At 66.5% G+C, this 20,805-nt stretch carries 22 protein-coding genes; 8 read left to right on the top strand and 14 right to left on the bottom strand.

From position 1 onward, the window contains the following. Positions 1-122 precede the first annotated feature (122 nt). Together LGM89_RS05425 and LGM89_RS05420 are read left to right on the top strand one after the other, a co-directional pair. Entirely contained in the window at positions 123-755 is a 633-nt protein-coding gene (locus LGM89_RS05425) for a LysE family translocator (protein WP_089497909.1), read from the top strand. Positions 756-808: 53 nt separating this feature from the next. Beyond that, positions 809-994: a hypothetical protein gene (locus tag LGM89_RS05420; RefSeq protein WP_226272504.1), complete on the top strand. Its 186-nt coding sequence runs from the start codon at positions 809-811 to the stop codon at positions 992-994. A 102-nt stretch (positions 995-1,096) separates the two neighbouring features. On the opposite strand, the gene LGM89_RS05415 is transcribed toward LGM89_RS05420, so the two are convergent. The 3 genes from LGM89_RS05415 to LGM89_RS05405 form a co-directional block, all read right to left on the bottom strand. After that, the gene (locus LGM89_RS05415; protein ID WP_226272503.1) at positions 1,097-1,807 is read right to left on the bottom strand and encodes a YebB family permuted papain-like enzyme; all 711 of its coding nucleotides are present in this window, start codon (positions 1,805-1,807) and stop codon (positions 1,097-1,099) included. A 137-nt stretch (positions 1,808-1,944) separates the two neighbouring features. Further along, positions 1,945-2,514, bottom strand: coding sequence for a hypothetical protein (locus LGM89_RS05410; protein ID WP_226207545.1), 570 nt, complete (start codon positions 2,512-2,514; stop codon positions 1,945-1,947). Positions 2,515-2,745: 231 nt separating this feature from the next. Beyond that, complete coding sequence (locus tag LGM89_RS05405; RefSeq protein WP_012365188.1) at positions 2,746-3,204, bottom strand: Lrp/AsnC family transcriptional regulator; 459 nt, start codon at positions 3,202-3,204, stop codon at positions 2,746-2,748. A gap of 124 nt (positions 3,205-3,328) precedes the next feature. Here LGM89_RS05405 and LGM89_RS05400 point away from each other — a divergent pair, with 124 nt between their 5' ends. The 3 genes from LGM89_RS05400 to surE all read left to right on the top strand — a co-directional run bounded on the left by LGM89_RS05400 (position 3,329) and on the right by surE (position 5,323). Further along, complete coding sequence (locus LGM89_RS05400; RefSeq protein WP_226272502.1) at positions 3,329-4,063, top strand: AzlC family ABC transporter permease; 735 nt, start codon at positions 3,329-3,331, stop codon at positions 4,061-4,063. Beyond that, entirely contained in the window at positions 4,056-4,364 is a 309-nt protein-coding gene (locus tag LGM89_RS05395) for an AzlD family protein (protein ID WP_011356491.1), read from the top strand. The genes LGM89_RS05400 and LGM89_RS05395 overlap by 8 nt, the downstream gene beginning before the upstream one ends. Positions 4,365-4,543: 179 nt before the next feature. Next, a complete protein-coding gene (surE, locus tag LGM89_RS05390) occupies positions 4,544-5,323 on the top strand; it encodes a 5'/3'-nucleotidase SurE (protein WP_226272501.1) in 780 nt (259 codons plus the stop codon). A gap of 181 nt (positions 5,324-5,504) precedes the next feature. Here surE and LGM89_RS05385 read toward each other — a convergent pair whose 3' ends face one another. The 6 genes from LGM89_RS05385 to LGM89_RS05360 all read right to left on the bottom strand — a co-directional run bounded on the left by LGM89_RS05385 (position 5,505) and on the right by LGM89_RS05360 (position 14,070). Continuing rightward, positions 5,505-6,326 carry an SDR family NAD(P)-dependent oxidoreductase gene (locus LGM89_RS05385; RefSeq protein ID WP_089497913.1) on the bottom strand — a complete coding sequence of 274 codons (822 nt, stop codon included), beginning with the start codon at positions 6,324-6,326 and terminating at the stop codon, positions 5,505-5,507. A gap of 14 nt (positions 6,327-6,340) precedes the next feature. Beyond that, positions 6,341-6,481 (bottom strand): hypothetical protein, encoded by a 141-nt coding sequence (locus LGM89_RS05380; protein WP_226272500.1) that lies wholly within the window; start codon positions 6,479-6,481, stop codon positions 6,341-6,343. Between the two features lie 224 nt (positions 6,482-6,705). Next, positions 6,706-9,390: a GH92 family glycosyl hydrolase gene (locus LGM89_RS05375; protein WP_226272499.1), complete on the bottom strand. Its 2,685-nt coding sequence runs from the start codon at positions 9,388-9,390 to the stop codon at positions 6,706-6,708. A gap of 64 nt (positions 9,391-9,454) precedes the next feature. After that, positions 9,455-11,932: a GH92 family glycosyl hydrolase gene (locus tag LGM89_RS05370; protein WP_226272498.1), complete on the bottom strand. Its 2,478-nt coding sequence runs from the start codon at positions 11,930-11,932 to the stop codon at positions 9,455-9,457. Positions 11,933-12,259: 327 nt separating this feature from the next. Next, the gene (locus LGM89_RS05365) at positions 12,260-12,727 is read right to left on the bottom strand and encodes a cupin domain-containing protein (protein WP_226207499.1); all 468 of its coding nucleotides are present in this window, start codon (positions 12,725-12,727) and stop codon (positions 12,260-12,262) included. 119 nt (positions 12,728-12,846) lie between these two features. Further along, complete coding sequence (locus LGM89_RS05360) at positions 12,847-14,070, bottom strand: Zn-dependent hydrolase (RefSeq protein WP_226272497.1); 1,224 nt, start codon at positions 14,068-14,070, stop codon at positions 12,847-12,849. A gap of 144 nt (positions 14,071-14,214) precedes the next feature. Here LGM89_RS05360 and LGM89_RS05355 point away from each other — a divergent pair, with 144 nt between their 5' ends. Beyond that, positions 14,215-15,132 carry a LysR family transcriptional regulator gene (locus LGM89_RS05355; RefSeq protein ID WP_226272496.1) on the top strand — a complete coding sequence of 306 codons (918 nt, stop codon included), beginning with the start codon at positions 14,215-14,217 and terminating at the stop codon, positions 15,130-15,132. 3 nt (positions 15,133-15,135) lie between these two features. On the opposite strand, the gene LGM89_RS05350 is transcribed toward LGM89_RS05355, so the two are convergent. From LGM89_RS05350 to LGM89_RS05325, 5 genes are all read right to left on the bottom strand, one after another. Further along, positions 15,136-16,488 (bottom strand): pyridoxal phosphate-dependent decarboxylase family protein, encoded by a 1,353-nt coding sequence (locus tag LGM89_RS05350; RefSeq protein ID WP_226272495.1) that lies wholly within the window; start codon positions 16,486-16,488, stop codon positions 15,136-15,138. 20 nt (positions 16,489-16,508) lie between these two features. Continuing rightward, complete coding sequence (locus LGM89_RS05345) at positions 16,509-16,808, bottom strand: ArsR/SmtB family transcription factor (protein ID WP_085038359.1); 300 nt, start codon at positions 16,806-16,808, stop codon at positions 16,509-16,511. Positions 16,809-17,277: 469 nt separating this feature from the next. After that, positions 17,278-17,697: a type II toxin-antitoxin system VapC family toxin gene (locus LGM89_RS05335; RefSeq protein WP_174975468.1), complete on the bottom strand. Its 420-nt coding sequence runs from the start codon at positions 17,695-17,697 to the stop codon at positions 17,278-17,280. Further along, entirely contained in the window at positions 17,697-17,948 is a 252-nt protein-coding gene (locus LGM89_RS05330) for a type II toxin-antitoxin system Phd/YefM family antitoxin (protein WP_089429196.1), read from the bottom strand. The genes LGM89_RS05335 and LGM89_RS05330 overlap by 1 nt, the downstream gene beginning before the upstream one ends. A 315-nt stretch (positions 17,949-18,263) precedes the next feature. Beyond that, positions 18,264-19,148: a LysR family transcriptional regulator gene (locus tag LGM89_RS05325; RefSeq protein WP_226272494.1), complete on the bottom strand. Its 885-nt coding sequence runs from the start codon at positions 19,146-19,148 to the stop codon at positions 18,264-18,266. A 129-nt stretch (positions 19,149-19,277) separates the two neighbouring features. Here LGM89_RS05325 and LGM89_RS05320 point away from each other — a divergent pair, with 129 nt between their 5' ends. Next, positions 19,278-20,315, top strand: a complete 1,038-nt coding sequence (locus LGM89_RS05320) for an aldo/keto reductase (protein WP_226272493.1) — start codon at positions 19,278-19,280, stop codon at positions 20,313-20,315. 129 nt (positions 20,316-20,444) lie between these two features. Beyond that, positions 20,445-20,747, top strand: coding sequence for an ArsR/SmtB family transcription factor (locus tag LGM89_RS05315; RefSeq protein ID WP_089428545.1), 303 nt, complete (start codon positions 20,445-20,447; stop codon positions 20,745-20,747). The last annotated feature ends 58 nt before the right edge of the window (positions 20,748-20,805 follow it).

Raw genomic sequence — 20,805 nt, 5'->3', positions numbered from 1 at the left:
ATCGGGGTTGACGATCGGCCTCAACGGCCGGCCAGACCATCGTCCATTCGTTCGATTGACCGGCCTCGCGCGCCCTCCTAAACTGACCTCCCTTTTACGCGGTATCCACAAAAGGGACTTCCATGATCGACCTCCCCACGCTCGCGCTGTTCTCCGGCGCGTGTCTCGCACTGACTGCCACGCCGGGCCCCGACATGCTGCTGATCGCGTCCCGCAGCGTGAGCCAGGGCCGCCGCGCAGGCTTCGCGACACTCGCGGGCATCCAGGCCGGCACCTACTGCCACGCACTGGCGGCCGCGCTCGGGCTGTCGCAGCTCTTCGTCGCGGTGCCGCTCGCCTATGACGCCGTGCGCTTCGCGGGCGCCGCCTATCTGCTGTATCTCGCGTGGAAGACGTTCCGTTCGGATGCGACCGCGCTGTCGCCCGTCGCGTCGCCGCGTCGCCACTCGAGCGCGGCGATCTTCCGCCAGGGGCTGACGACGAACCTACTGAACCCGAAGATGGCGCTGTTCGTGCTCGCGCTGTTTCCGCAGTTCGTGCGACCCGGACACGGTTCGATCGCCGTGCAGATTCTCGTGCTCGCGACGGTGCTGAACTTGATCGGCTTCGTCGTGAACGGCGCGGTCATCCTGTCCGCGAGCCGGCTGAGCCAGCGGATCGGCGCGCGCCGCCGCCCGTCGAAGCTGCCGCAGTACCTGCTCGGCTCGGTGTTCGTGGGGCTGGCGGCGCGGCTGGCGGTGGCGGGGCGGCAGTAGTCGTGAACCTGCCGGGGAATCGCGCTGGTGCAATCGAATTGATGAGGTTTGATATGGGAACGTATGAAGATCTGCGCAAACGCGCATTGTCCGACCCCGAGTTGCGCGCTGAATACGAACGACTGAACCGCGAGGAATTTGCAGCGCTCGACGCAATGCTTGCCGCGCGGCGAGCGGCCGGCGTAGCGTCGACCGATATCGTGGAAGACACGGAGCCGAGCGCGCCCACTGTGGAGTAACACCGGCTCGCGTTCGTGGCGAGCCGGCGTGCGCGATCACGCGATCGCCCCTCAAGCGGGCGACGGCCGGTGACAAAAGGTTCGTGACCTCGCTCGCTTGCGTCAAACGCTATCCGGATCGTCACCTTCGGACACGTTCTCGACGTGCTTGCGCGTATCCGCCACGACCTTCAACGCCGCGCTATCGAGCAAACTCGCCGGCGTCACCGTGCGGCGGCGCCACGGAATCCTGCCGAAGTACCAGATCCGCCAGAAGCCGAGCGGATGATCGGGATTCCGGCGCAGCAGCATGTCGAAGGTCTCGACGTCGCCGAGCACGATCCGCGTCGCATCGCGCACGACTTCGCGCACGAACCGCGAGCAAAACTGCCGGCGCGACGCAAGATTGAACCCCGTGTCGTAGACCACGCCGATCCGGCGCAGCGCCGCGTCAACAAGCCGGCGCCGCTGCGCGGCATCGAGCGGCTGCTTCAGCCGCGCGATCACGCACGCGCCGCGATCGGAGCGCGCAAGAAACCGCGACATCGTCGTGACGCGCGATAGCGGAAACGTGCTCTCCGCAATCAACGGCTCGCCGCCGCGCTCGCCGACGACGATCCCGACGTGATTCGTCCACGAGCGCGTCGCGCTCGCCACTTCGAGAAACGGCCGCACGGTTACGCGGATGAAGACGATGTCGCCGATCTCGGGCTCGATCGGCAGCGGCATGTCATGCGGATCATGCGGAACGTGTGAACCCACGGAGAAGAGACGCCGCCGGCCCGCTTCCGGCGAACGGATCATGAGCGGCCGGCAGCCGGTATCGACAACCATACGGACCTCGCGCGAGTGGGGATGGCGCGAGCATGTCAGCCGCCGCCGCGCGCCGCATCCGCTGCTTGCGCAAGGGCGGGTATCCGCGCCGCCGGGTGGCGGATTTCGATACCCGTGCGCGTACCGCCGCGCTTCGTTCAGCGTGTCGCGCCCAGCGCCACGCGCAGCCGCTCCATCAACTGCGTGTAGTACCGCAGCACGTCGTCCTTCGGCACGACGTTCGCCGTCGCGAAACGGTCCAACCACGCCGGTTTCCATTCATACGAGCCGTGCACGCTGCGATCGCCGTCGGGCGCCTGGACCAGCGAACGGATCCGCGCATCGCGGCCCGGGCCCGTATGCACGTCGAACAGCGCGTGGATATACGTGTGATACGCGTCGTACACGTCGTCGTCGAACAGGTAGCGGTAGATGTGGAACGTGCGGTCGAGGTCACGCTTCGCGCGGATCACGTCGTCCGGCGAGATGTCCTTCCAGTAGCCGATCCACGTGTAGAAGCACAGCAGCGCATTGAGCTGCGGCGCGACCGCGTCGTACAGCGCGAGCCGCTTCTCGATCAATCGCTGGTTGGTCCACTGCACGAGTTCGAGCCGCTTCAGCCGGCGCGCGACGAGCCAGCCGAGACACGCGACCGACAACGGCGTCAGCACGCCTAGCACGAGCTTGACGATTTCCAGCGAATTCCACGGATTGTTGATTGGCTGCATGAATGGCCCGACAAGAAGAAACGCATTCGCATCACAGCACGACCCGGCGCGCAGCGCCGCCTGCCCGATCACGTCGACATTGACCGTTAGTTGCTTGCGCATCGAACGTCGCGAAACCACTCGGGCAACCGGTTCGACGCAGCGTGATTCGTCAGTCTATCGGACGATTGTCACCGAGCCGTGACCGTTCGTCGACCCGTCGTCGTCGCATGGCTGAGCACGTGCGTCACGCTAGGTCGGCAGCGCCGACGTGAGCTTGACCTTCTGCATCGGGATGTCGGTCTTCACGCTCAGCACACCCGGAATACGCGTGAGGGTTTCCATCTGGAAGCGCCGGTAATCGTCGATGTCGGCCGCGACGACGCGCAGCAGGAAATCGCAGTCGCCCGCCATCAGGTGGCATTCGACGACTTCCGGCATCTGCTGGACGGCCTCGGCGAAGCGGTTCACCGATTCCGCGTCCTGCCCCTTCAGCCATACGCGCGTGAAGATCGTCAGCCCCTTGCCGACTTTCGCGGGATTCAGCACGGCCACGTATTTCTCGATCACGCCGGCTTCCTCGAGGAGGCGCACGCGCCGCAGGCACGGCGACGGCGACAGCCCGACTTCGTGCGCGAGCTCCACGTTCTGCATGCGGCCGTCGCGCTGGAGCGCGCTCAGGATCCGGCGGTCGATGGCGTCAAGTTTCATTGGCATCCGATTCCAAAAAATTTTCAAATCACGCGTTCAATGCCAAATTCTGAGAAAAATCTGGCCACAACGCAACCCGATTCGAGTCAAAAAAGCAGACAATTCCTCCCCCGAAGGAGGAGTAATGAGCAGTAGCGTTTCAACGTCGTCCGGGCTTCGCGACAAGCCCACCTATGTCGCCGAGATGGGTCGCGGTTTGCGCGCGGCGCTGCCCGTCATGCTGGGTTTCGTGCCGTTCGCGCTCGTGCTGGGCGCGCAGGCCGCGCAGAAAGGGCTGAGCCTGTTCGAAGTGCCGATGATGACCGGCATGAACTTCGGCGGCGGCTCCGAATTCGCGGCGATCCATCTGTGGTCATCGCCGCCGCACATCGCGCTGATCGTCGCGATGTCGTTCCTCGTGAATTCGCGCCACATCCTGATGGGCGCCGCATTCGAACCGTATATCCGCCGCCTGCCGCGCCGCCGCGCGTTCTTCGCGCTGTTCTTCATGTGCGACGAAAGCTGGGCGATGTCGCTCGCCGATGCCCGGGCGCGCTCGGCCACGCACATCAGCGTGCCCTATTACGCGGGCATCTGCATGGGGCTCTACCTGACGTGGATCTCGATGACCACGCTCGGCGCGGCCGTCGGCCCGACGATCGGCAACGTCGAGCAATATGGCTTCGACATGGCGTTCACGGCCGTGTTTCTGGTGCTGCTGCGCGGGATGTGGAAAGGGATGCGCGCGAGCCGCCCGTGGTTCGTGAGCCTCGTCGTCGCGGCGGCCACGCACCTGGCCGTGCCCGGCGCATGGTACGTCGCGGCCGGCGCGTGCGCGGGGCTGATCGCCGCGCTGCTGTGGGAGCCGCGCGATGCCTGATTTCCCGGATTTCAGTACGGTCGCGACGATCGTGCTGATGGCGTCGACCACCTATCTGTCGCGCATCCTCGGCTACGTGCTGCTGCGCAACCGCACGCTGAGCCCGCGGATGGCGTCGGTGATGGAGAACGTGCCCGGCTGCGTGCTGATCTCGGTGATCGCGCCGGCCTTCGTGTCGACGCGCCCGGCCGACCTGCTGGCGCTGGCCATCACGCTGATCGCGGCGACGCGCCTGTCGATCCTGCCGACCGTCATCGTCGGCGTCGTGTCGGCCGGCCTGCTGCGGCACCTGCTCGGCTGAACGGTTCCGACCCGCCGGCACGCCGCGGCCCGGCCACCGACGAACGGGCGCGCAATGCGCCCGTTTTCACATCCTAGGCCACCGCGCGACACGACGATCCTCACGCGGGAATGCTAGCCTTGTGGCTTGCGCCACGCTGCACTCCCCTCTCATTGCCCAACTCCGCGAGGATCGTCCCGATGCAAGAAACCCGCCCGCTGTTCGACCGCGTCCTGCTCACCAACGACGACGGCATCGACGCCCCCGGCCTTGACGTGCTCGAACACGTCGCCACGCAACTGGCGCGCGAAGTGTGGATCGTCGCGCCGGCGGAAGACCAGAGCGGCACGTCGCACTCGCTGAGCCTGCACGAACCGCTGCGCGTGCATCGCAAGAGCGAACGCCGCTTCGCGGTGCGCGGCACGCCGGGCGATTGCGTCGCGATCGCGATCAGCCACCTGATGAAGGGCGCGCGGCCCGACATCGTGCTGTCCGGCGTGAATCGCGGCGGGAACCTCGGCACCGAAACGGTGTTTTCCGGCACGGTGGGCGCCGCGATGACGAGCATGCTGGTCGGCGTGCCGGCCATCGCGCTGAGCCAGGCCTTCACCGATCGCAACGCGGTGCCGTGGGACACGGCACGCTCGCTCGCGCCGGACGTCATTCCCCGGCTCGTGGCCGCAGGCTGGGACAGCGACGCGTGCCTGAACGTGAATTTCCCGCCGCGGCCCGCGCAGGACGTGCGCGGCCTGAAGGTGACGAACCAGGGCGCCGGCACGCTGCAGGGCGTCGAGATCGTGTCGGGGCGCGACCCGCGCGACTTCGAGTATCACTGGCTGAAGCTCTCGCGCGCGCCGCGCGACGACGATGCGGATTCGGAAACGGTCGCGCTGGGTGACGGGTATGTCGCCGTCACGCCGCTGAAGTTCGAGCGCACGCACGATCAGGCGCTCGCGCAACTGCGGTCGCGGCTCGGCTGATCGCGTCGCTCGGCAAGCAAGCGGTCGCGGTAGTCGCGCCTGTGACACCTGCGCGCGGGTGCGCGGCCGCATCCGCCTTCGGTGCTTCGGTGCTTCGGTGCTTCGGTGCTTCGGTGCTTCGGTGCTTCGGTGCTTCGGTGCTTCGGTGCTTCGGTGCTTCGGCGCGTCACCGGCTCTCGCCTCACGTCAGGTTCATTCCCCCGTCGAGCATCACGATCTCGCCCGTCACGTAATCGGACGCGACGAGCATCGCGACCGTCTGCGCGATGTCGTCCGGTGTTGCCGCACGGCGCATCGGCGCGCGCTCGCGCCAGAGCTGCTGCGCGTCGGTCCAGTCGGCCGTGAGCGGCGTATCGACGAGCCCCGGCGCAACCGCATTGACGCGAATCGCAGGCGCGAGCGTTTTCGCGAGCAGCCGCGTCGTGTGATTGAGCGCGGCCTTCGCCGCCGCATACGGAATCGACGCGCCTTTCGGCCGCACGCCCGCATGCGAGCTGACGTTCACCACGCACCCGGCCCGCCCGTGCGACGCCGCCTCGCGCAGCGCAGCCTCCGCCTCGGCGACGAGCCGGAACGGCGCGATCACATTGATCTCGTGCATCTCGCGCCACACGTCGGGCGTCGCCGCAGCGAGATCGTCATGCGGAATCACGCGGCTGACGCCCGCATTGTTGACGAGCACGTCGAGCCGCCCGTGTACGGCAACGGCTTCGCGGATCAACCGCACACGCTCGGTATCGTCCGTGAGATCGGCCTGCACATAAGCTCCGCCGAGTTCGCGCGCCATCGCACGTCCCACGTCGGCCGAGCGGCGCGAATGCAGGATCACCGCGTAGCCGTCCGCCACCAGGCGGCGCGCGATCGCCGCACCGATCCCCGACGTCGATCCGGTGACGAGCGCGACCGGCCGATGCACGCGCGACGCGCGCGGCTCGGCGACGGTTTCGGTTTCAGGTTCCGTTTCGGAAATCGGGGCAGACATCGGCGGGAGCGGCGCGTCCATATCGGGGAACCCTGTCAGTGGCGTTCCCGCATCATAAGCGCGACGACGCCCCATGACACGAACGTGACGGCGACCACCACCGGGATTGAACCGGTCAAGCCGAAGCGGCCGGCCGTCAGGTGCCGGATCCATTCGATGCCGAGCCGGAGCGGCATGAGCGATCTGCCGGCCGGGACGGAAACCATCGCCTGCTGTCGCGCCCCGTTTGCGTGTGAGCCGCCGAAGCAGTCACCGCGTTGGCGCATGGCGTCCCCGCCGCGCGACCCAAGGACAGATCCCCGGGGCAGGCCGCTTCCTGCCTCGCGGCCGCGGCCCGCACCGTCGCGTCACATGAAGGGGAAGAAACGCGGCCCGCGTCGCAGCGGGCCGCTAGCAGCCGCTACTTGCCGGCCAGCGCCAGCGACGGCGCGAGCGCGCTGTTCGGATCCTGCCCATTCCAGGTGCTGACCCATGCGTCGTTCGGCGTCGACCCCATCACGAAATCGAGCGTGCCGCCGGCCTTCATCTCGTCGTACGTGATGTACGGCCGATGCAGCGGCGTGCCGTTCAGGCTGACCGACTGGACATAGCGATTGACCGACGACGGCGCGCCGCCGCCGGCCGTATGCGCGGTCACCGTGAAGCGCCGCGTCGCGCCGAACTTCAGGCCCTTGCCGTCCCCGCCGCCCGACGCCACCGGAATGTCGATCGTCGCCTCCTCGAACAGCGGCGTGCCGAGGTAGAACACGCCGCCCACCGGATTCAGCGAATAGATGCCGAGCGCGGACAGCACGTACCACGCGGACAACTGCCCGCAATCGTCGTTGCCGGGAATCGCCGCATCGCGCACGCGGCGCGGGTCGGCCAGCGCAGCCTTCAGGCTGTCGCCGCTGAGCAGCGCGCGATCACCGGCCGTCAGCGTCAGCGAGTACATGTCGTCCATCACCGACCGCACGCGATCCTGCGTCTTCGACGGCATGCCCGCGACGTCGTACAGGTACGGCAGGTGGTTCGCCGGCTCGTTCCCCGCGAAGAACTGGCCGCTGCGTCCGGTCAGGTCCGGAAAGCCCTGGTTGTTGAGGAAGGTCAGCGGATTGGCCGGATCGAACGTGCGGTCGAGCTGCGCGATGAACTGGCTCTTGCCGCCGAGCAGCGCCACGAGGCCGGGGAAGTCGTGGAAGATGTTCCACGTATCGACCCACGAATTCGATTCGGAGAAGTCCGTCTTCTCGGCGGCCGTCGGGTCGAAGCCCGCGACCCAGTTGCCCTGCGCATCCTTCGGCTGCGCAAACTTCCAGCCGTTGTTCGGCACCGGGTTGAATACGTTGCGGTAGTTCTGGCTGCGCTGCAGGTATGGCCGGTAGTCGGCCGTGCTCTTGCCCGCCGCCTTGCCGACTGCTGCCGTCGCCCAGTCGTCGAACGAATAGTCCTGCGTCGTCGACACCGATGCGTTGTCGCCCGCGGTCACGTAGCCGCTCTGCCGGTACTGGTCGAAGCCGTGCGCGCTCGCGTTCTGCGTGGTCGTCAACGCAGTCCAGATGTCGTCGATGCCCGCGCTCGTCAGGTGCTTCAGGTACGCATCGGCGATCAGCGGGATCGACGGGTGGCCGGCCATCGTGAAGGTTTCCGTCTGCGCGAGCGGCCACACCGGCAGTTCGCCCTTGCCGTTCTGCCTGAACTGCGTGAGCAGCGACTTCACCCAGCCGTCGACGCGCTCGGGCTGCACCAGCGTCATCAACGGCGACTCGGCGCGGAAGGTGTCCCACAGCGAGAACGTCGACGAATAGTCGAAGCCCGGACTCGCGTGCTTGCTCGTGGTCGGCGGCGACTTCGTGCCGTCGTTGGTCGAATCGGTGCCGACGTAGCTGCCGTCCGCATTGTTGTAGACGGTCGGCGCGAGCATCGTGCGGTACAGCGACGTGTAGAACATCGTCCGCTGGTCGGCGCTGCCGCCCTTGATGCGGATCCGGTTGAGCGCGGCGCTCCACACCCGCTCGGCCGCCCCGCGCACCTGGTCGAACGACTTCGCGCCGACTTCCGAGGCGAGATTGGCCTGCGCATCCGCGACGCTCGACGGCGAGATGCCGACCTTCACCGTCACCGCGCCGCCGCTGTCGTTGCCGTCGGCGAACGTCAGGTAGGCCCTGAAGCCGTCCGCGCTGAACGCGACGTGCTTCGTATCGAACGGCTTCGAGAAACGCGCGACGAAATAAGTCGGCTTGTTGTTCGCCCAGTTGTTCGTGATTTCCCAGCCGGCGATCGTCTGCGCATCGATCACCTGGATCTTGCCGCTCGCGGTCGAGCCGCCGATCGGGTTGTCGATGCTGACGATCATGCTGCGCTTCTGCGCGGCCGCGCTCGGGAAATACGTGTAGCGATGCACGCCCGCATGCGTGGTGGCCGTCATCTCCGCGAGGATTTTCGCGCCCTGCACGTTCCACGGCGTGTTGCCGCTGCCGACCGGCGCCATCTTCACGCGGTAGTAGCCGGGGCTCGCGGTTTCGTCGTCGTGGCTGAACGACGCGTTGTAGGTGATCGACGAATCGGCGGCGACCTTCGCCAGCGTCGCGGTGTCGACCGGCGCGAGCGTCGGCAGGAACCGCACTTCGCCACCCGAGCCGATGCCGGTGCCCGACAGGTGCGTATGCGTGAAGCCGGTGATGAACGGATCGTCGTACTGGTAGCCCGACGTGCGATCCCAGTTCCACGGCAGCGTGTGCGCACCGCCGGTCGTGTCCGGCCCGAGCTGCACCATCCCGAACGGCACGGTCGCGCCCGGGTACACGTGGCCGTGGCCCCGCACGCCGCTGCTCCAGTCCGCGTTGATGTCGAGATTCGCGGTACCGATCATCGGATCGACGCTGTGCAGCACCGACCGCTTGGCCGCGCCGCCGTTTTCGCCTTGATCGTTCTGATCGCCTTGATCGTTCTGATCGCCCTGGTCGTTCTGGTTGCCTTGGTCGTTCTGGTTGCCCTGCACGTTCGACCGCTGCGCGAGCACGCTCGCATCCGTCGAACCCTGATCACCGCCGCACCCCGACAACACGGCAAGGCACCCGATGCCCACCACATGACGTAGCTTCATCCGTTCGTCCCCTCTCTCTGCGTCGATCCTGTCGGCAAGAACCGCTCGTTGATCTCCCTGGCCGTTACGGCGCGCTGGCCGCCCGCGGGAACGACGGCATCGCCGATGCGTCGGTGCCCCAGGTCGTGGCGCTCGCGTCGGCCGTCATCGCGTACGACAGCTTCCCGCCCTTCGCGATCTGCTCGAACGGCAGCCACGCGGTGGAGTACGGTGCGCCGTTCAGCTTCAGCGACTTCACATAGAACGACGCAGCATCGCTGGAGCCGGCACCCGGCGCGACGATGTGCAGCAGACGGTAGCTGCCGTCCTTCTGCCCGACGCGCACCGTGATCTTCTCGAACTGCGGGCTCGACAGCGCGACACCGCTGACGCCCGGCACGACCGGATAAAGACCGAGCGCGGCCCACACATACCAGCCCGAGATCGCGCCGAGATCATCGTTGCCCGGCAGCCCGGCCGCGCCGGTGCCGAACTCGTTCGCGAGCGATGCGTGCAGCACGCGCTGCGTATGCGACGGCGCACCGGCCCATGCGTAGACCCACGGCACGGCCATCGTCACTTCGTTGCCGACGTAGAAATACGGCTGCACGGTGCCGATGTTCAGGTGCGTGAAGAACGTGTCGAGCCGCTTGACGACCGGCGCGGCGCCGCCCGCCTGCGCGACCACGCCGGCGAGATCGTGCGGCACGTACCACGTGTACTGCTCGGCATTGCCTTCCATGAAGCCGGTGCCATCGGTGACCCACGCGCCGGCCGACGTCTTCGGCTGGATCGCGCCCTGATCGAACAGGTTGTGCCAGTTGCCGCTCGACTTCAGCAGCGTGCCTGCCGTCGTCGTGTCGCCGAGCGCCGTCGCGAAGCGCGACACCGCGAAATCGCGCACCGCGTATTCGAGCGTGTTCGAGGCGGTCTGGTTGTCGCCCGATCCCGACGACGGCACGTACCCGAGCCGGTCGTAGTCCGCGCGGCTGCCCATCACCGGCGTGCCGGCGCACGCGGCGCCCGGCGCCGTGCTGTTCTTCATGATCGACAGCGCGGCCTGCGTGTCGAAGTTCGTCGCGCCGAACGCATGCGCGTTCGCGACGATGATCGAGCCCGCGTCGCCCGGCATCACGGCCGTCTCGGTATTGAAGTACGCCCAGCGCGGGAACGCGCCGCACGCCTTCGCATCGAGCACGAGCGACTGCACGATGTCGCCGGTGCGCACCGGATCGAGCAGCGCCTGCAGCTGGATGAACGAGCGGTCGATGTCCCAGCCGGAGAAGTTCGCGTACATCGTGCGGCCTTTCTCGACCTGACGTGTCGGCGCGGCCGCCGCGCCGTTCGACGCGTAGAAGTCCGGATACTGGCCGTTCACGTCGTTGAACACGTTCGGGTGCAGCGACGCGTGATACAGCGCGGTGTAGAACTTCGTCTTGTCGGCGTCGCTGCCGCCGGTGACCTGGATCGCGTTCAGGCGCGCATTCCATGCGGTGCTCGCCGCGCGGCGCACGGTGTCGAACCGCCAGTTCCGGTTGCCTTGCGTATCCGTTTCCGGATTCTCCGCGCGCAGGTTCGCCTTCGCATTCGCTTCGCTGACGAACGAGATGCCGAGCTTCATCATCACGTCGGGATGCTTGCGGTCGACATTGAACGTCACCGTCACCGGGCTGTTGTTCGACAACGCCGGCTTCGACGCGAACGGCTGGCTGAATTCCGCGTAGTAGTAGACGGGCACCGCATGCCCGGCCCAGCAGAATCCGCCGCCCGCGATCGTGCCCGACAACGCGCGGTCGCCGACCTGGCTGATCGTGTCGCTCGTCGTGCCCTGCGCGCGGTTGTTCAGCGCGGTCGGATCGATCGCGATCGTCGCCTGCTGGCCCTGCGCGAGTGCCGGATACGTGAAGCGCGCGAAGCCGGTGCGCACCGTCGTCGTCAGCTCGGCCTTGATGCCGTTGCCGAGCGTGACGCCGTAATAGCCGGCCTGCGCGGTTTCGTTCGCGTGAGTGAAGCTGGCCGGCGTGCCGGCGTCGCCGGGTGCGAGCTGCGGCATCACGTTCAGGTAGCCGCCGTTCGCCCAGCAGCCGGTGCCGCTCAGGTGCAGGATGCTGAATGCATTGATCGACGTGTCGCCGTACCAGTAGCCGCCGGAGAAACCGGAGCCGTCGCCCTTGCTGCTGTCGTATTGGGCGGTCGGCGTCATCGGGCTCCATTGCATCATCCCGAACGGGACCGTCGGCCCCGGGAACGTGCCGCCGCCGAGCCCCGAGCCGACCGGGTCGGCAGGCTGGTCGGTCGCGTAGTCGGTGCCGATCAGCGGATTGACGTATTGCGCGACGCGGATGTCGGCATTTTTCTTCGACGACTCGTTGCCGTTGCTGTTGTCGTTTTCGTTTTCGTTACCGTTGTCGTTGCCGCCGTTGCCGTTTTCATTGCCCTGCGACTGCGCGGCAGCCGACAGGTTCGCCGCAGCCACCGACGGTGAATCGCCATCACCGCCGCAGGCAGACAAGACAACGCACAGCGCCAGCAGCGCCGTTCCCAACCCCCAGTTCCTGGACATCGCCCGTCTCCGTATCGTTCTTGAATCTGGATATTGATTCGAACTACTGAGCTTTCAATCAGGATGCTTTTGATGAATTCCGCTTGCCCAGACAATCGGTCGAAAATCCCGGCTGTGTGTCGTTATTTCCGAATGCGCGCACCTGGAAACAGACGCGCCGGCATGTCGAAATACCGGCGCCCCGCAACGGACAATGCGCACAAGCGTGCCCAAATAAACGCGTTTTCTCTACCCCGTGTTTTTACGAATTTTTATTTCGTTTATCTAAACACGCGGTTATTGATTCGGTTTTTATGTGGAATGGGGCACTGAATGCACGATTGGCGATCAAGGCTGCTTCGGCAGATCGACATAGTCCTCGAGCTCGCCGGCCACATAAAGCCGCTTGCCGAGTCGCGGGTATTCGCAGACGTCGTGTTCGAGCCGCTGCCCGCCGACGAGCAGCTCCAGCGGCGTATCGCCGGTGTTCTGCACCGTATGCGCTTCACCGCCGCGCGGAAAGCCGATGAAATCGCCCGGCCCGATTTCACTGGCGCGTTCGCCGATCGTGACCGCGCCCGTCCCGGACAGCACGTACACGAACTCCTCTTCGTACAGATGACGGTGATACTCGGCCGATTCGTGACCGGGCATCAGCGTGAGCAGGTGAACACCGAATTGCGTCAAGCCGGTCAGGTCGCTGAGTTGTCGCTTGAGACGAACGGCATTGGGATTCAGCGAATGCACCGCGCGCGTCGGTTCCATCTTCGCAATATCGGCGGCCTTCAGCAGTTCCCGGGGAAAGGGAGTCGACATGGGGATCTCGCAAACGTGAATGCTTTGGTTGAACGCGGCGCCAGCTTGGCGCGCGCAGCGGCCATTGTCCGACATTTTCACGCTTGCGGAGGGGTTGCGGGCCCCGCCATCGCACGCGGCTAGCGCGCGCAATCGGCCAGCAGGTTCGCCAGCACCGACGCACCTTGCGCGAGGTGCACCGGATCGGCATCTTCCGCTTCGTTGTGGCTCAAGCCGGCCTTGCACGGCACGAACACCATCGCGGAAGGCGCGACGTACGACAGGTTCACCGCGTCGTGCCCCGCGCCGCTGCACATCTCCTTGTACGGATAGCCGGCGGCAGCCGTTGCCTGCCGCACGCGCTCGACGCATTCCGCATCGAACACCACCGGCTCGTATTCGGCGATCGTCTCGACCTGCACGCTCGTGCCGCGCAGCGCGGTGCGCTGCATGCAGATCGCCTCGATGTCGGCGACCAGCTGCTGCAACGCCGGCCGCGACGGGTGACGCACGTCGACGCTGAACCGGACCTTGCCCGGAATCGTGCTCGGCGAATTCGGCTGGCACGCGACATGACCGACCGTCACGCGCGCATCGTCGTCGAACGCATGGCCGTGCTCGACGATCGCGGCGATCATCCCGGCCGCCGCGCCCATCGCGTCTCGGCGCACGCTCATCGGCGTCGTGCCCGCATGCGACTCGAAGCCGGTCACCGTGACGTCGAGTTCGTAGATGCCCTGCACGCCCGTCACGACGCCGATCGGCAAGCCGGCCTGCTCCAGCACCGGCCCTTGCTCGATATGCGCTTCGAAATACGCCTTCGGCATCAGCCGCTCGCGCGCGGGGCCGGCGAAGCCCGTGCGTTCGAGTTCGTCGCGCAGCAGCGCGCCCGTCTGCATGCACGGGCGATCCAGTGCGTAGTCGAGATCCAGCGCGCCGGCATAGACGGCCGAGCCCATCATGCCCGGCGTGAAGCGCGACCCCTCTTCGTTGGTCCACGCGACGACGTCGATCGGATGCCGCGTTTCAAGGCCGCGCTCGTTCAGCGTACGAATCGCTTCGAGGCCCGCGAGCACGCCATAGACGCCGTCGAAGCGGCCGCCGAGCGGCTGCGTGTCGAGATGGCTGCCGCACGTCACGGGCGGCAAACCCGGTTCCGTGCCCGGCCGGCGCGCGAACACGTTGCCGATCGGATCGATGCGGATCTCGCAACCGGCTGCTTCGCACCACGCGATGAAGCGGCGCCTGCCGCGCGCGTCGTCGTCGCTGAGCGCGAGCCGGCAACTGCCGCCGTGCGCGGTCGCGCCGATCGTCGCCATCTCCATCAGCGAATCCCACAGCCGTTGCTGGTTAACGAGGATCATCGTGACCGCTCCTGAAAAGCACCGAGCATATACACTCGACCCAATAAGAAAAATCCAAGATTTCGTTGTGGTCGATAACTTTTTCTTGTCACCCGGCGTTCGGCCCGGCAGCCCGCGCTTCCTTCGTATTCGGATCGGTCATTCATGAAGCTCAAGCAGCTCGACGCGTTTCTCGCGGTCGCCGAGCATCGCACCATTCGCGGCGCGGCGCGCGCGCTCGGCGTCACGCAACCGGCGATCAGCAGCATCGTGCGCGAGCTCGAACAGGAACTCGGCGTGCCGCTCGTCGTGCGCAGCGTAAAGGGAATTGCGCTGACCGATTACGGCAGCGCGTTTGCGATTCGCGCGCGGCTGATCGTCGAGGAGATCCAGCGCACGCGCGACGAAATCGAGCAGTTGCGGCTCGGCACGACCGGCTCGGTGTCGATCGCGGTCAGCCCGACCGTCGCGCTGACGCTCCTGCCGCGTGCGTTCGCCGCGTTCTCACGCGACCTGCCCGGCGCCACGCTGAACGTCGACGATGCGCTGACCGCGACGGATCTCGCGCGACTGCGCGACGGCTCGCTCGACTTCATCGTCACGCATCAGTTGTCGAACGCGATACCGGACCCTGACGAATTCGCGAGCATTCCGTTGTTCCGGACGGCGTTCGCGGTCGTCGCGAGAAGCCGGCATCGGCTCGCGCGCGCCCGCTCGCTGCGCGAGCTCGTCGATGCGCAGTGGTGCGTGCCGCGCTACGGCGACGAGGGAGACGATCTGGTGCGCTCGATTTTCATGCCGTTCGGCATCGACGTGCCGAAGCGGGTGATCCACTGCCCGTCGTTTGCCGCGACGCTCGGGCTCGTGTCGCAAACGGATGCGCTCGGCGTGTTCGCACGGCCGCTCGCCGACGTCGAACGCAAATCACGCGGCATCGTCGCGCTGGATCTTGCCGAGCCGATGCCCGCGTTGACGGTTGCGATCGTGATGCGGCGGCATGCGCTGCTGACGCCGGCCGCACTGCATTTCATCGAGTGCCTGAAGGGGGCGGCTGCAACCATTCAGGGCTCGGACGGCGCATGATGCTCAGCGCACGTGCACGCCGCGCAGCTCCGTCAGCAAGGCCACGAGACGATCGATGTGCGCGTCTTCGGTACGCCACGACGACACGCTGATTCGGAACGCCGGCCGCCCCTGCCACACCGTCGCGCCGAACCACACGTCGCCCGACGCCTGCGCGGCCGCGAGGATCGCCGCCGTTTCATCGTCGGTGCCGGCGCGCACCAGCACCTGATTCAGCACGACGCGGTTCAGCACGTCGTAGCCGGCCGCACGCAGGCCGTCCGCGACCCGCGCCGCGTGCGCGCAATGCTGCTCGACCATCGTGGCCACGCCGGCGCGGCCGAGCGAACGCAGCGCGGCCCATACGGGGATGCCGCGCGCGCGTCGCGAGAATTCGAGGTTCAGGTTCTTCTGCGCGTCCTGCGCACCGCTCAGGTACACGGCGTCGCTGTTCATCGCGGTCGCGAGCGCGGCCGCGTCCCGGCAGATCACCATCGCGCCGTCGTATGGCGTGTTGAGCCACTTGTGGCCGTCGGTGGTCCAGCTGTCCGCGCCGTCGATGCCGTCCGTCAGCGCGCGCTTCGACGAGGCGCGGGCCCACAGGCCGAACGCGCCGTCGACGTGCACCCACGCCCCGGCCGCCTTCGCGGGCGGAATCAGCGCCGCGAACGGATCGAATTCTCCCGTGTTCACTTCGCCGGCCTGCACGCAGAGGATCGTCATGTCGTCGAGCGCCGGCAGCTGTGCCGGGTCGATCCGGCCGTGCGTGTCGACCGGCGCGACGATGAGGCGCTTCATCCCGAAACCGAGCACGCGCAGCGCCTTCTTCACCGTGATGTGCGCCAGCTCGGAGATCACGACCTTCACTTCGGGCGCGCCGATCAGGCCGTCCGCGTCGATGTCCCAGCCTTTGCGCGCGAGCAGCGCGCGCCGCGCGGCCACCAACGCGACGAGCGTGCAGGCCGTCGCGCTCGTGCCGAAACCGACCGCGCTGCCTTCGGGCAACCCAAGCACGTCGACGACCCAGCGCGCGGCCTGGCGCTCGATCGTCGCGGCCACCGGTGAATTCGCATAGGACGACGCGCACTGGTCCCACGCGAGCATCAGCCGCTCGGCCGCCGCCGCGGCCGGCAGCGTGGCGCCGATCACGAAGCCGAAGTAGTTCGGGCCGTTCGACGCGACGGTCGCGGGCGTGCCGCGCTCGTCGAGCAGGCGCAGCACGTCGTCAGCGGCGCGGCCCGTATCGGGCAGCGGCTCGTCGAACGCCGCCAGGCCGGCCAGTGCGGCCGCGTCGGGAAACGCGCGCCGCGCGTTCGTCGCGGCCAGATACGCGTGCGCGCGCCGGTCGGCGTCGGCCAGCAATGCAAGTTCGTCCATGTCGGTTGCCTCGGTGTGAGTCAGAGTTGCAAAAGATCGCGGCCGAGCTGCTGCAGCGCGCCGTCGATCCGCTTGTAGTACGTGAACTTGCCGACGCGGGTCGCCTGCACGAGCCCGGCATCCGCGAGGATGCGCATGTGGCGCGTGGTCGTGGCCGGCGCGATGCCGAGCTTCTCGGTGATGTACGTGCAGCACACGCCGAGTTCGTCGACATCGCCGTGCGGCTGCGGCGGGAAATGCTTGCGCGGCTGCTTGAGCCAGCGCATCACGGCCAGACGGCTTTCGTTGGCCAGTGCGCTGATGCGGGTGACGTCGTCCATGGGTTCGGTTTCAATTAACGTTTCGAATATTAGCTAAATGACGAAATGTGTGCAATTGGTTCGAAGGGCGACTTGAGCTGACGCTGGGGTGTATTTGGCCGCCGTATCGGCACCGGATGCGATTGCGGCAAGCGCGCCGCTGCAACGCGTTGCACACAGCGCCGGGAACACGCTTCAGCTCGCCGTCGATGCCGAGCGGCCATTCCGCATACAAGTCGGGCCCGAAACGCATTGCGATCCGTCATGTGCGGCAGGATCGTCCCGACGCGCCTGCCTGCCGTGTGCGGCGCGCACACCACGCGCCGCGCACGGCCGAGCGAGCGGCCGCGCAATGCACTATCCGTTGGCCCGGCCCATCCGCCAGTGCGGGGGATGCAAGGGGTGCGCGGAAGCGTTACCGTGAAATGCATGCGCGGTCTGTCAACGAACCCGCGCCCGTTTCATTGTTCGAGAGGGAGGGTTCGCTAGCTCAATCCCACGGATTAACGATAGGAACGCCGGTTTCAACAAAATCGGCGACATTGCGCGTCACGACGGTCATGCCATGCACGAGCGCCGTTGCGGCAATGAGTGCGTCCCGCTCCGACCGCCGATCCGGTACATGGAGTCGTGCGCATCGTTGTGCGACCGCAGTATCAACCGGCAGCACGCGACCCGCGAACTCCGGCAGGACATGCCCGTCAAGCCATGCCCGCAGAAGCGCACCTTGAGCCGTGTCCCGGCGTTCGATTTGCAAGACGCCTGTCTCCAGTTCCATGATCGTGATTGCCGAGACAAAAAGCGTGGGTGCGTCGACGGTTGAACTCCAGGCCACCAGACCTTTGTCTGCCTTGCCGGTTCGCACCTTCCTGAGTTCCGAAACAACGTTGGTATCGAGGACGAACATCATCAAAAATCAACCTTTTTGATACCGATCTCCGCGCGCGGAGGCTCAAACTCGATGTCCTCGACACCGGGCATGGCCAACGCGTCGGCAATGTTGCGCCGTTGCTGCGTGAGACGCTGGTATTCCTCGAAACTCAGCAGCACATGGGCAGGCCTGCCACGATCCGTAATGAACACCGGGCCATCCTTTGCTGCCTTCTTCGCTTTGGTCACATCCTGGTTAAGTTCGCGACTCGAGAGCGTTGTGATGGTCATCATGGGCTCCTCAAACCAATCAATGTAGGTATGTTACTACAATAAATGAGATTGCGCGGCATTGCCCGCCCCGGTTGATCCGGCCCCGTGCGCGTCTTCTTCGTCGATGACTCTTGCGCCTACGTACGAGTTACGTTTCCGGCGGCAAGGTCCTCTGGCAGGAAGAATCGTTTCCGTTCAATCACGCGCATCCGATTCCGAGGACAACCCATGCCGAGTTTCGCCGTTGCCGAAGCGAACTCGCCACAATGACCACCCGAAGGGCACGAAATTGGCGTCGTCACGTCGAGTCCGACGCAATTACATCCAACACGTTCACGCCGCCAGCGCCTGCGCCAGCCGTTCGATCAGCGCCCGCACGCGCCGCGGCTGCATGGCGTTGCCCGGATAGACGATCTGCAGATCGACGTCGCCCGGCGAGAACGCGCGCAGGACTTCGACGAGCGCGCCGGACGCCAGATCCTGCTCGACGTCGACCAGCGACTTCAGCGCAACACCATGCCCCGCGACGCACCACGCGCGCACGAGTGCGCCGTCGTTGGCCACCCGCCGGCCGCGCACCGTCACGCGCCGGGGTTCGCCATCGATGCTGAACGGCCATTCGGCATACAGGTCCGGCCCGAAGCGCATCACGATGCAGTCGTGCGCGGCGAGATCGTCCGGATGTTGCGGCGTGCCGTGCACCGCGAGATACGCGGGCGACGCGCACACCACGCGCCGCGCACGGCCGAGCGAACGGCTGCGCAGCGAACTGTCGGCGAGCACCCCGCGACGGATCGCGAAATCGAGCCCCTGCCCGACGACATCCACGTAGCCGTCACCGAGATGCAGATCGACCGTAACGCCCGGATGCTCGGCGAGGAACGCATCGACGACGGGCACCACGCGCTCGCGCCCGAGATCGGCCGGCGCGCTCAGGCGCACCGGCCCCGACAAGGTCTGCACGCCGAGCCGCACTCGGCCTTCGAGTTCGTCGGCCTCCGCCAGCAGGCGCCGCGCGCCGTCGACGAGCATGCGGCCTTCGTCGGTCAGGCTGATCGCGCGCGTCGTGCGCGTGAGCAGCGCCGCGCCGTAGTGGCGCTCGAGCGCGGTCAGCCGCTCGGACACGGTGGCCGGCGACAGCCCGAACTCGCGGCCCGCCGCGGCCAGTCCGCCCTTCTCCACGATGCGCAGGAACAGCGCGAGGTTGTCGAGCAGCATTATTCGCTCCTTCCGAACGATATTTTCGAAGTCTGCCCAATTATCCGAAATATCCGCAAGCGATACAGTGTGCCAACGCGTGGCCTCGCGACCACCCTCGACACGTCGATCACCCAAAGGAAACCCGCCATGGAATACCGCACCCTCGGCCGCTCCGGCCTCAAGGTTCCTGCCCTGAGCTTCGGCGCCGGCACGTTCGGCGGCACCGGCCCGCTGTTCGGCGCATGGGGCAACACGGGCGTCGACGAAGCGCGCCGCCTGATCGACATCTGCCTCGAAGCCGGCGTGAACCTGTTCGACACGGCCGACGTGTATTCGGACGGCGAATCCGAGCGCGTGCTCGGCGCCGCGATCAACGGACGTCGCGACCAGGTGCTGATCTCGACGAAAACGGGCCTGCCGACCGGCAGCGGCCCGAACGACGCGGGCACGTCGCGCGCGCGGCTGGTCCGCGCCGTCGACGACGCGCTGCGCCGCCTCGACACCGACTACATCGACCTGCTGCAACTCCACGCGTTCGATGCGAGCACGCCGGTCGAGGAAGTGATGTCGACGCTCGACGATCTCGTGCGCGCGGGCAAGCTGCGCTACATCGGCGTGTCGAACTTCGCCGGTTGGCAGATCATGAAGTCGCTGGCGGTGGCCGACCGGCACGGCTGGTCGCGCTACGTGGCGAACCAGGTCTACTACTCGCTCGTCGGCCGCGACTACGAGTGGGACCTGATGCCGCTCGGCGCCGACCAGGGGCTCGGCGCACTCGTCTGGAGCCCGCTCGGCTGGGGTCGGCTCACCGGCAAGATCCGGCGCAACACGCCGCTGCCCGAAGGCAGCCGCCTGCATGAAACGGCCGGCTTCGGGCCGCCGGTCGACGATGCGCGCCTGTACGACGTGGTCGATGCGCTCGACGCGATCGCCGAGGAAACCGGCAAGACCGTGCCGCAGATCGCGCTGAACTGGCTGCTGCAGCGCCCGACGGTGTCGTCGGTGATCATCGGCGCGCGCAACGAGGCACAACTGCGGCAGAACCTCGGCGCGGCCGGCTGGGCGCTGACCGATGCGCAGGTCGCGACGCTCGATGCGGCGAGCGCGGTGGAAGCCCCTTACCCGTACTTCCCGTATCGCCGCCAGCAGGCGTTCGCGCAACTCAATCCGCCGCTGCGCGGGTGAGCGCCGACGGCCTCCCTTTTCACGGGAGGCTTGCAAATTCAAGCGTTGTTCCGGAACCATCCAGACTCGACAAAACGGCGGCTGGCGATCACATTGACATATCGGTAATTCTCGATATACTCGCTGCCCATGGAATTGCTCGACATCTTCAAAGCCCTCTCGAACCGGACTCGCCTTGAAATCCTGCAGGGTTTGAAGGACCCCGTGAAGAACTTCCCGCCGCAGGATGAAGGGGACGTTCATACGGTGGGCGTCTGCGTCAGCAGTATTCAGGAAGGTGTCGGGCTGTCGCAATCGACGGTGTCCGATTATCTTGCGACGCTGCAACGAGCCGGCCTGGTGGAAGTCAGGCGCATCGGCCAGTGGACCTACTACAAGCGCAACGAAGCAGCCATCAGTGCGCTGGCCAAGGCCATCGGGAAAGACCTGTAATTTTTTGCCCCATGATATCGATAATTCCCGATATCCCTTTTTATCGAAACGCGGAGAT

Source organism: Burkholderia sp. AU31624, assembly GCF_020420065.1.
Lineage (GTDB): Bacteria > Pseudomonadota > Gammaproteobacteria > Burkholderiales > Burkholderiaceae > Burkholderia.
The sequence above is the reverse complement of the archived record's forward strand: the minus strand, read 5'-3'. Positions and strand labels throughout refer to the sequence as shown.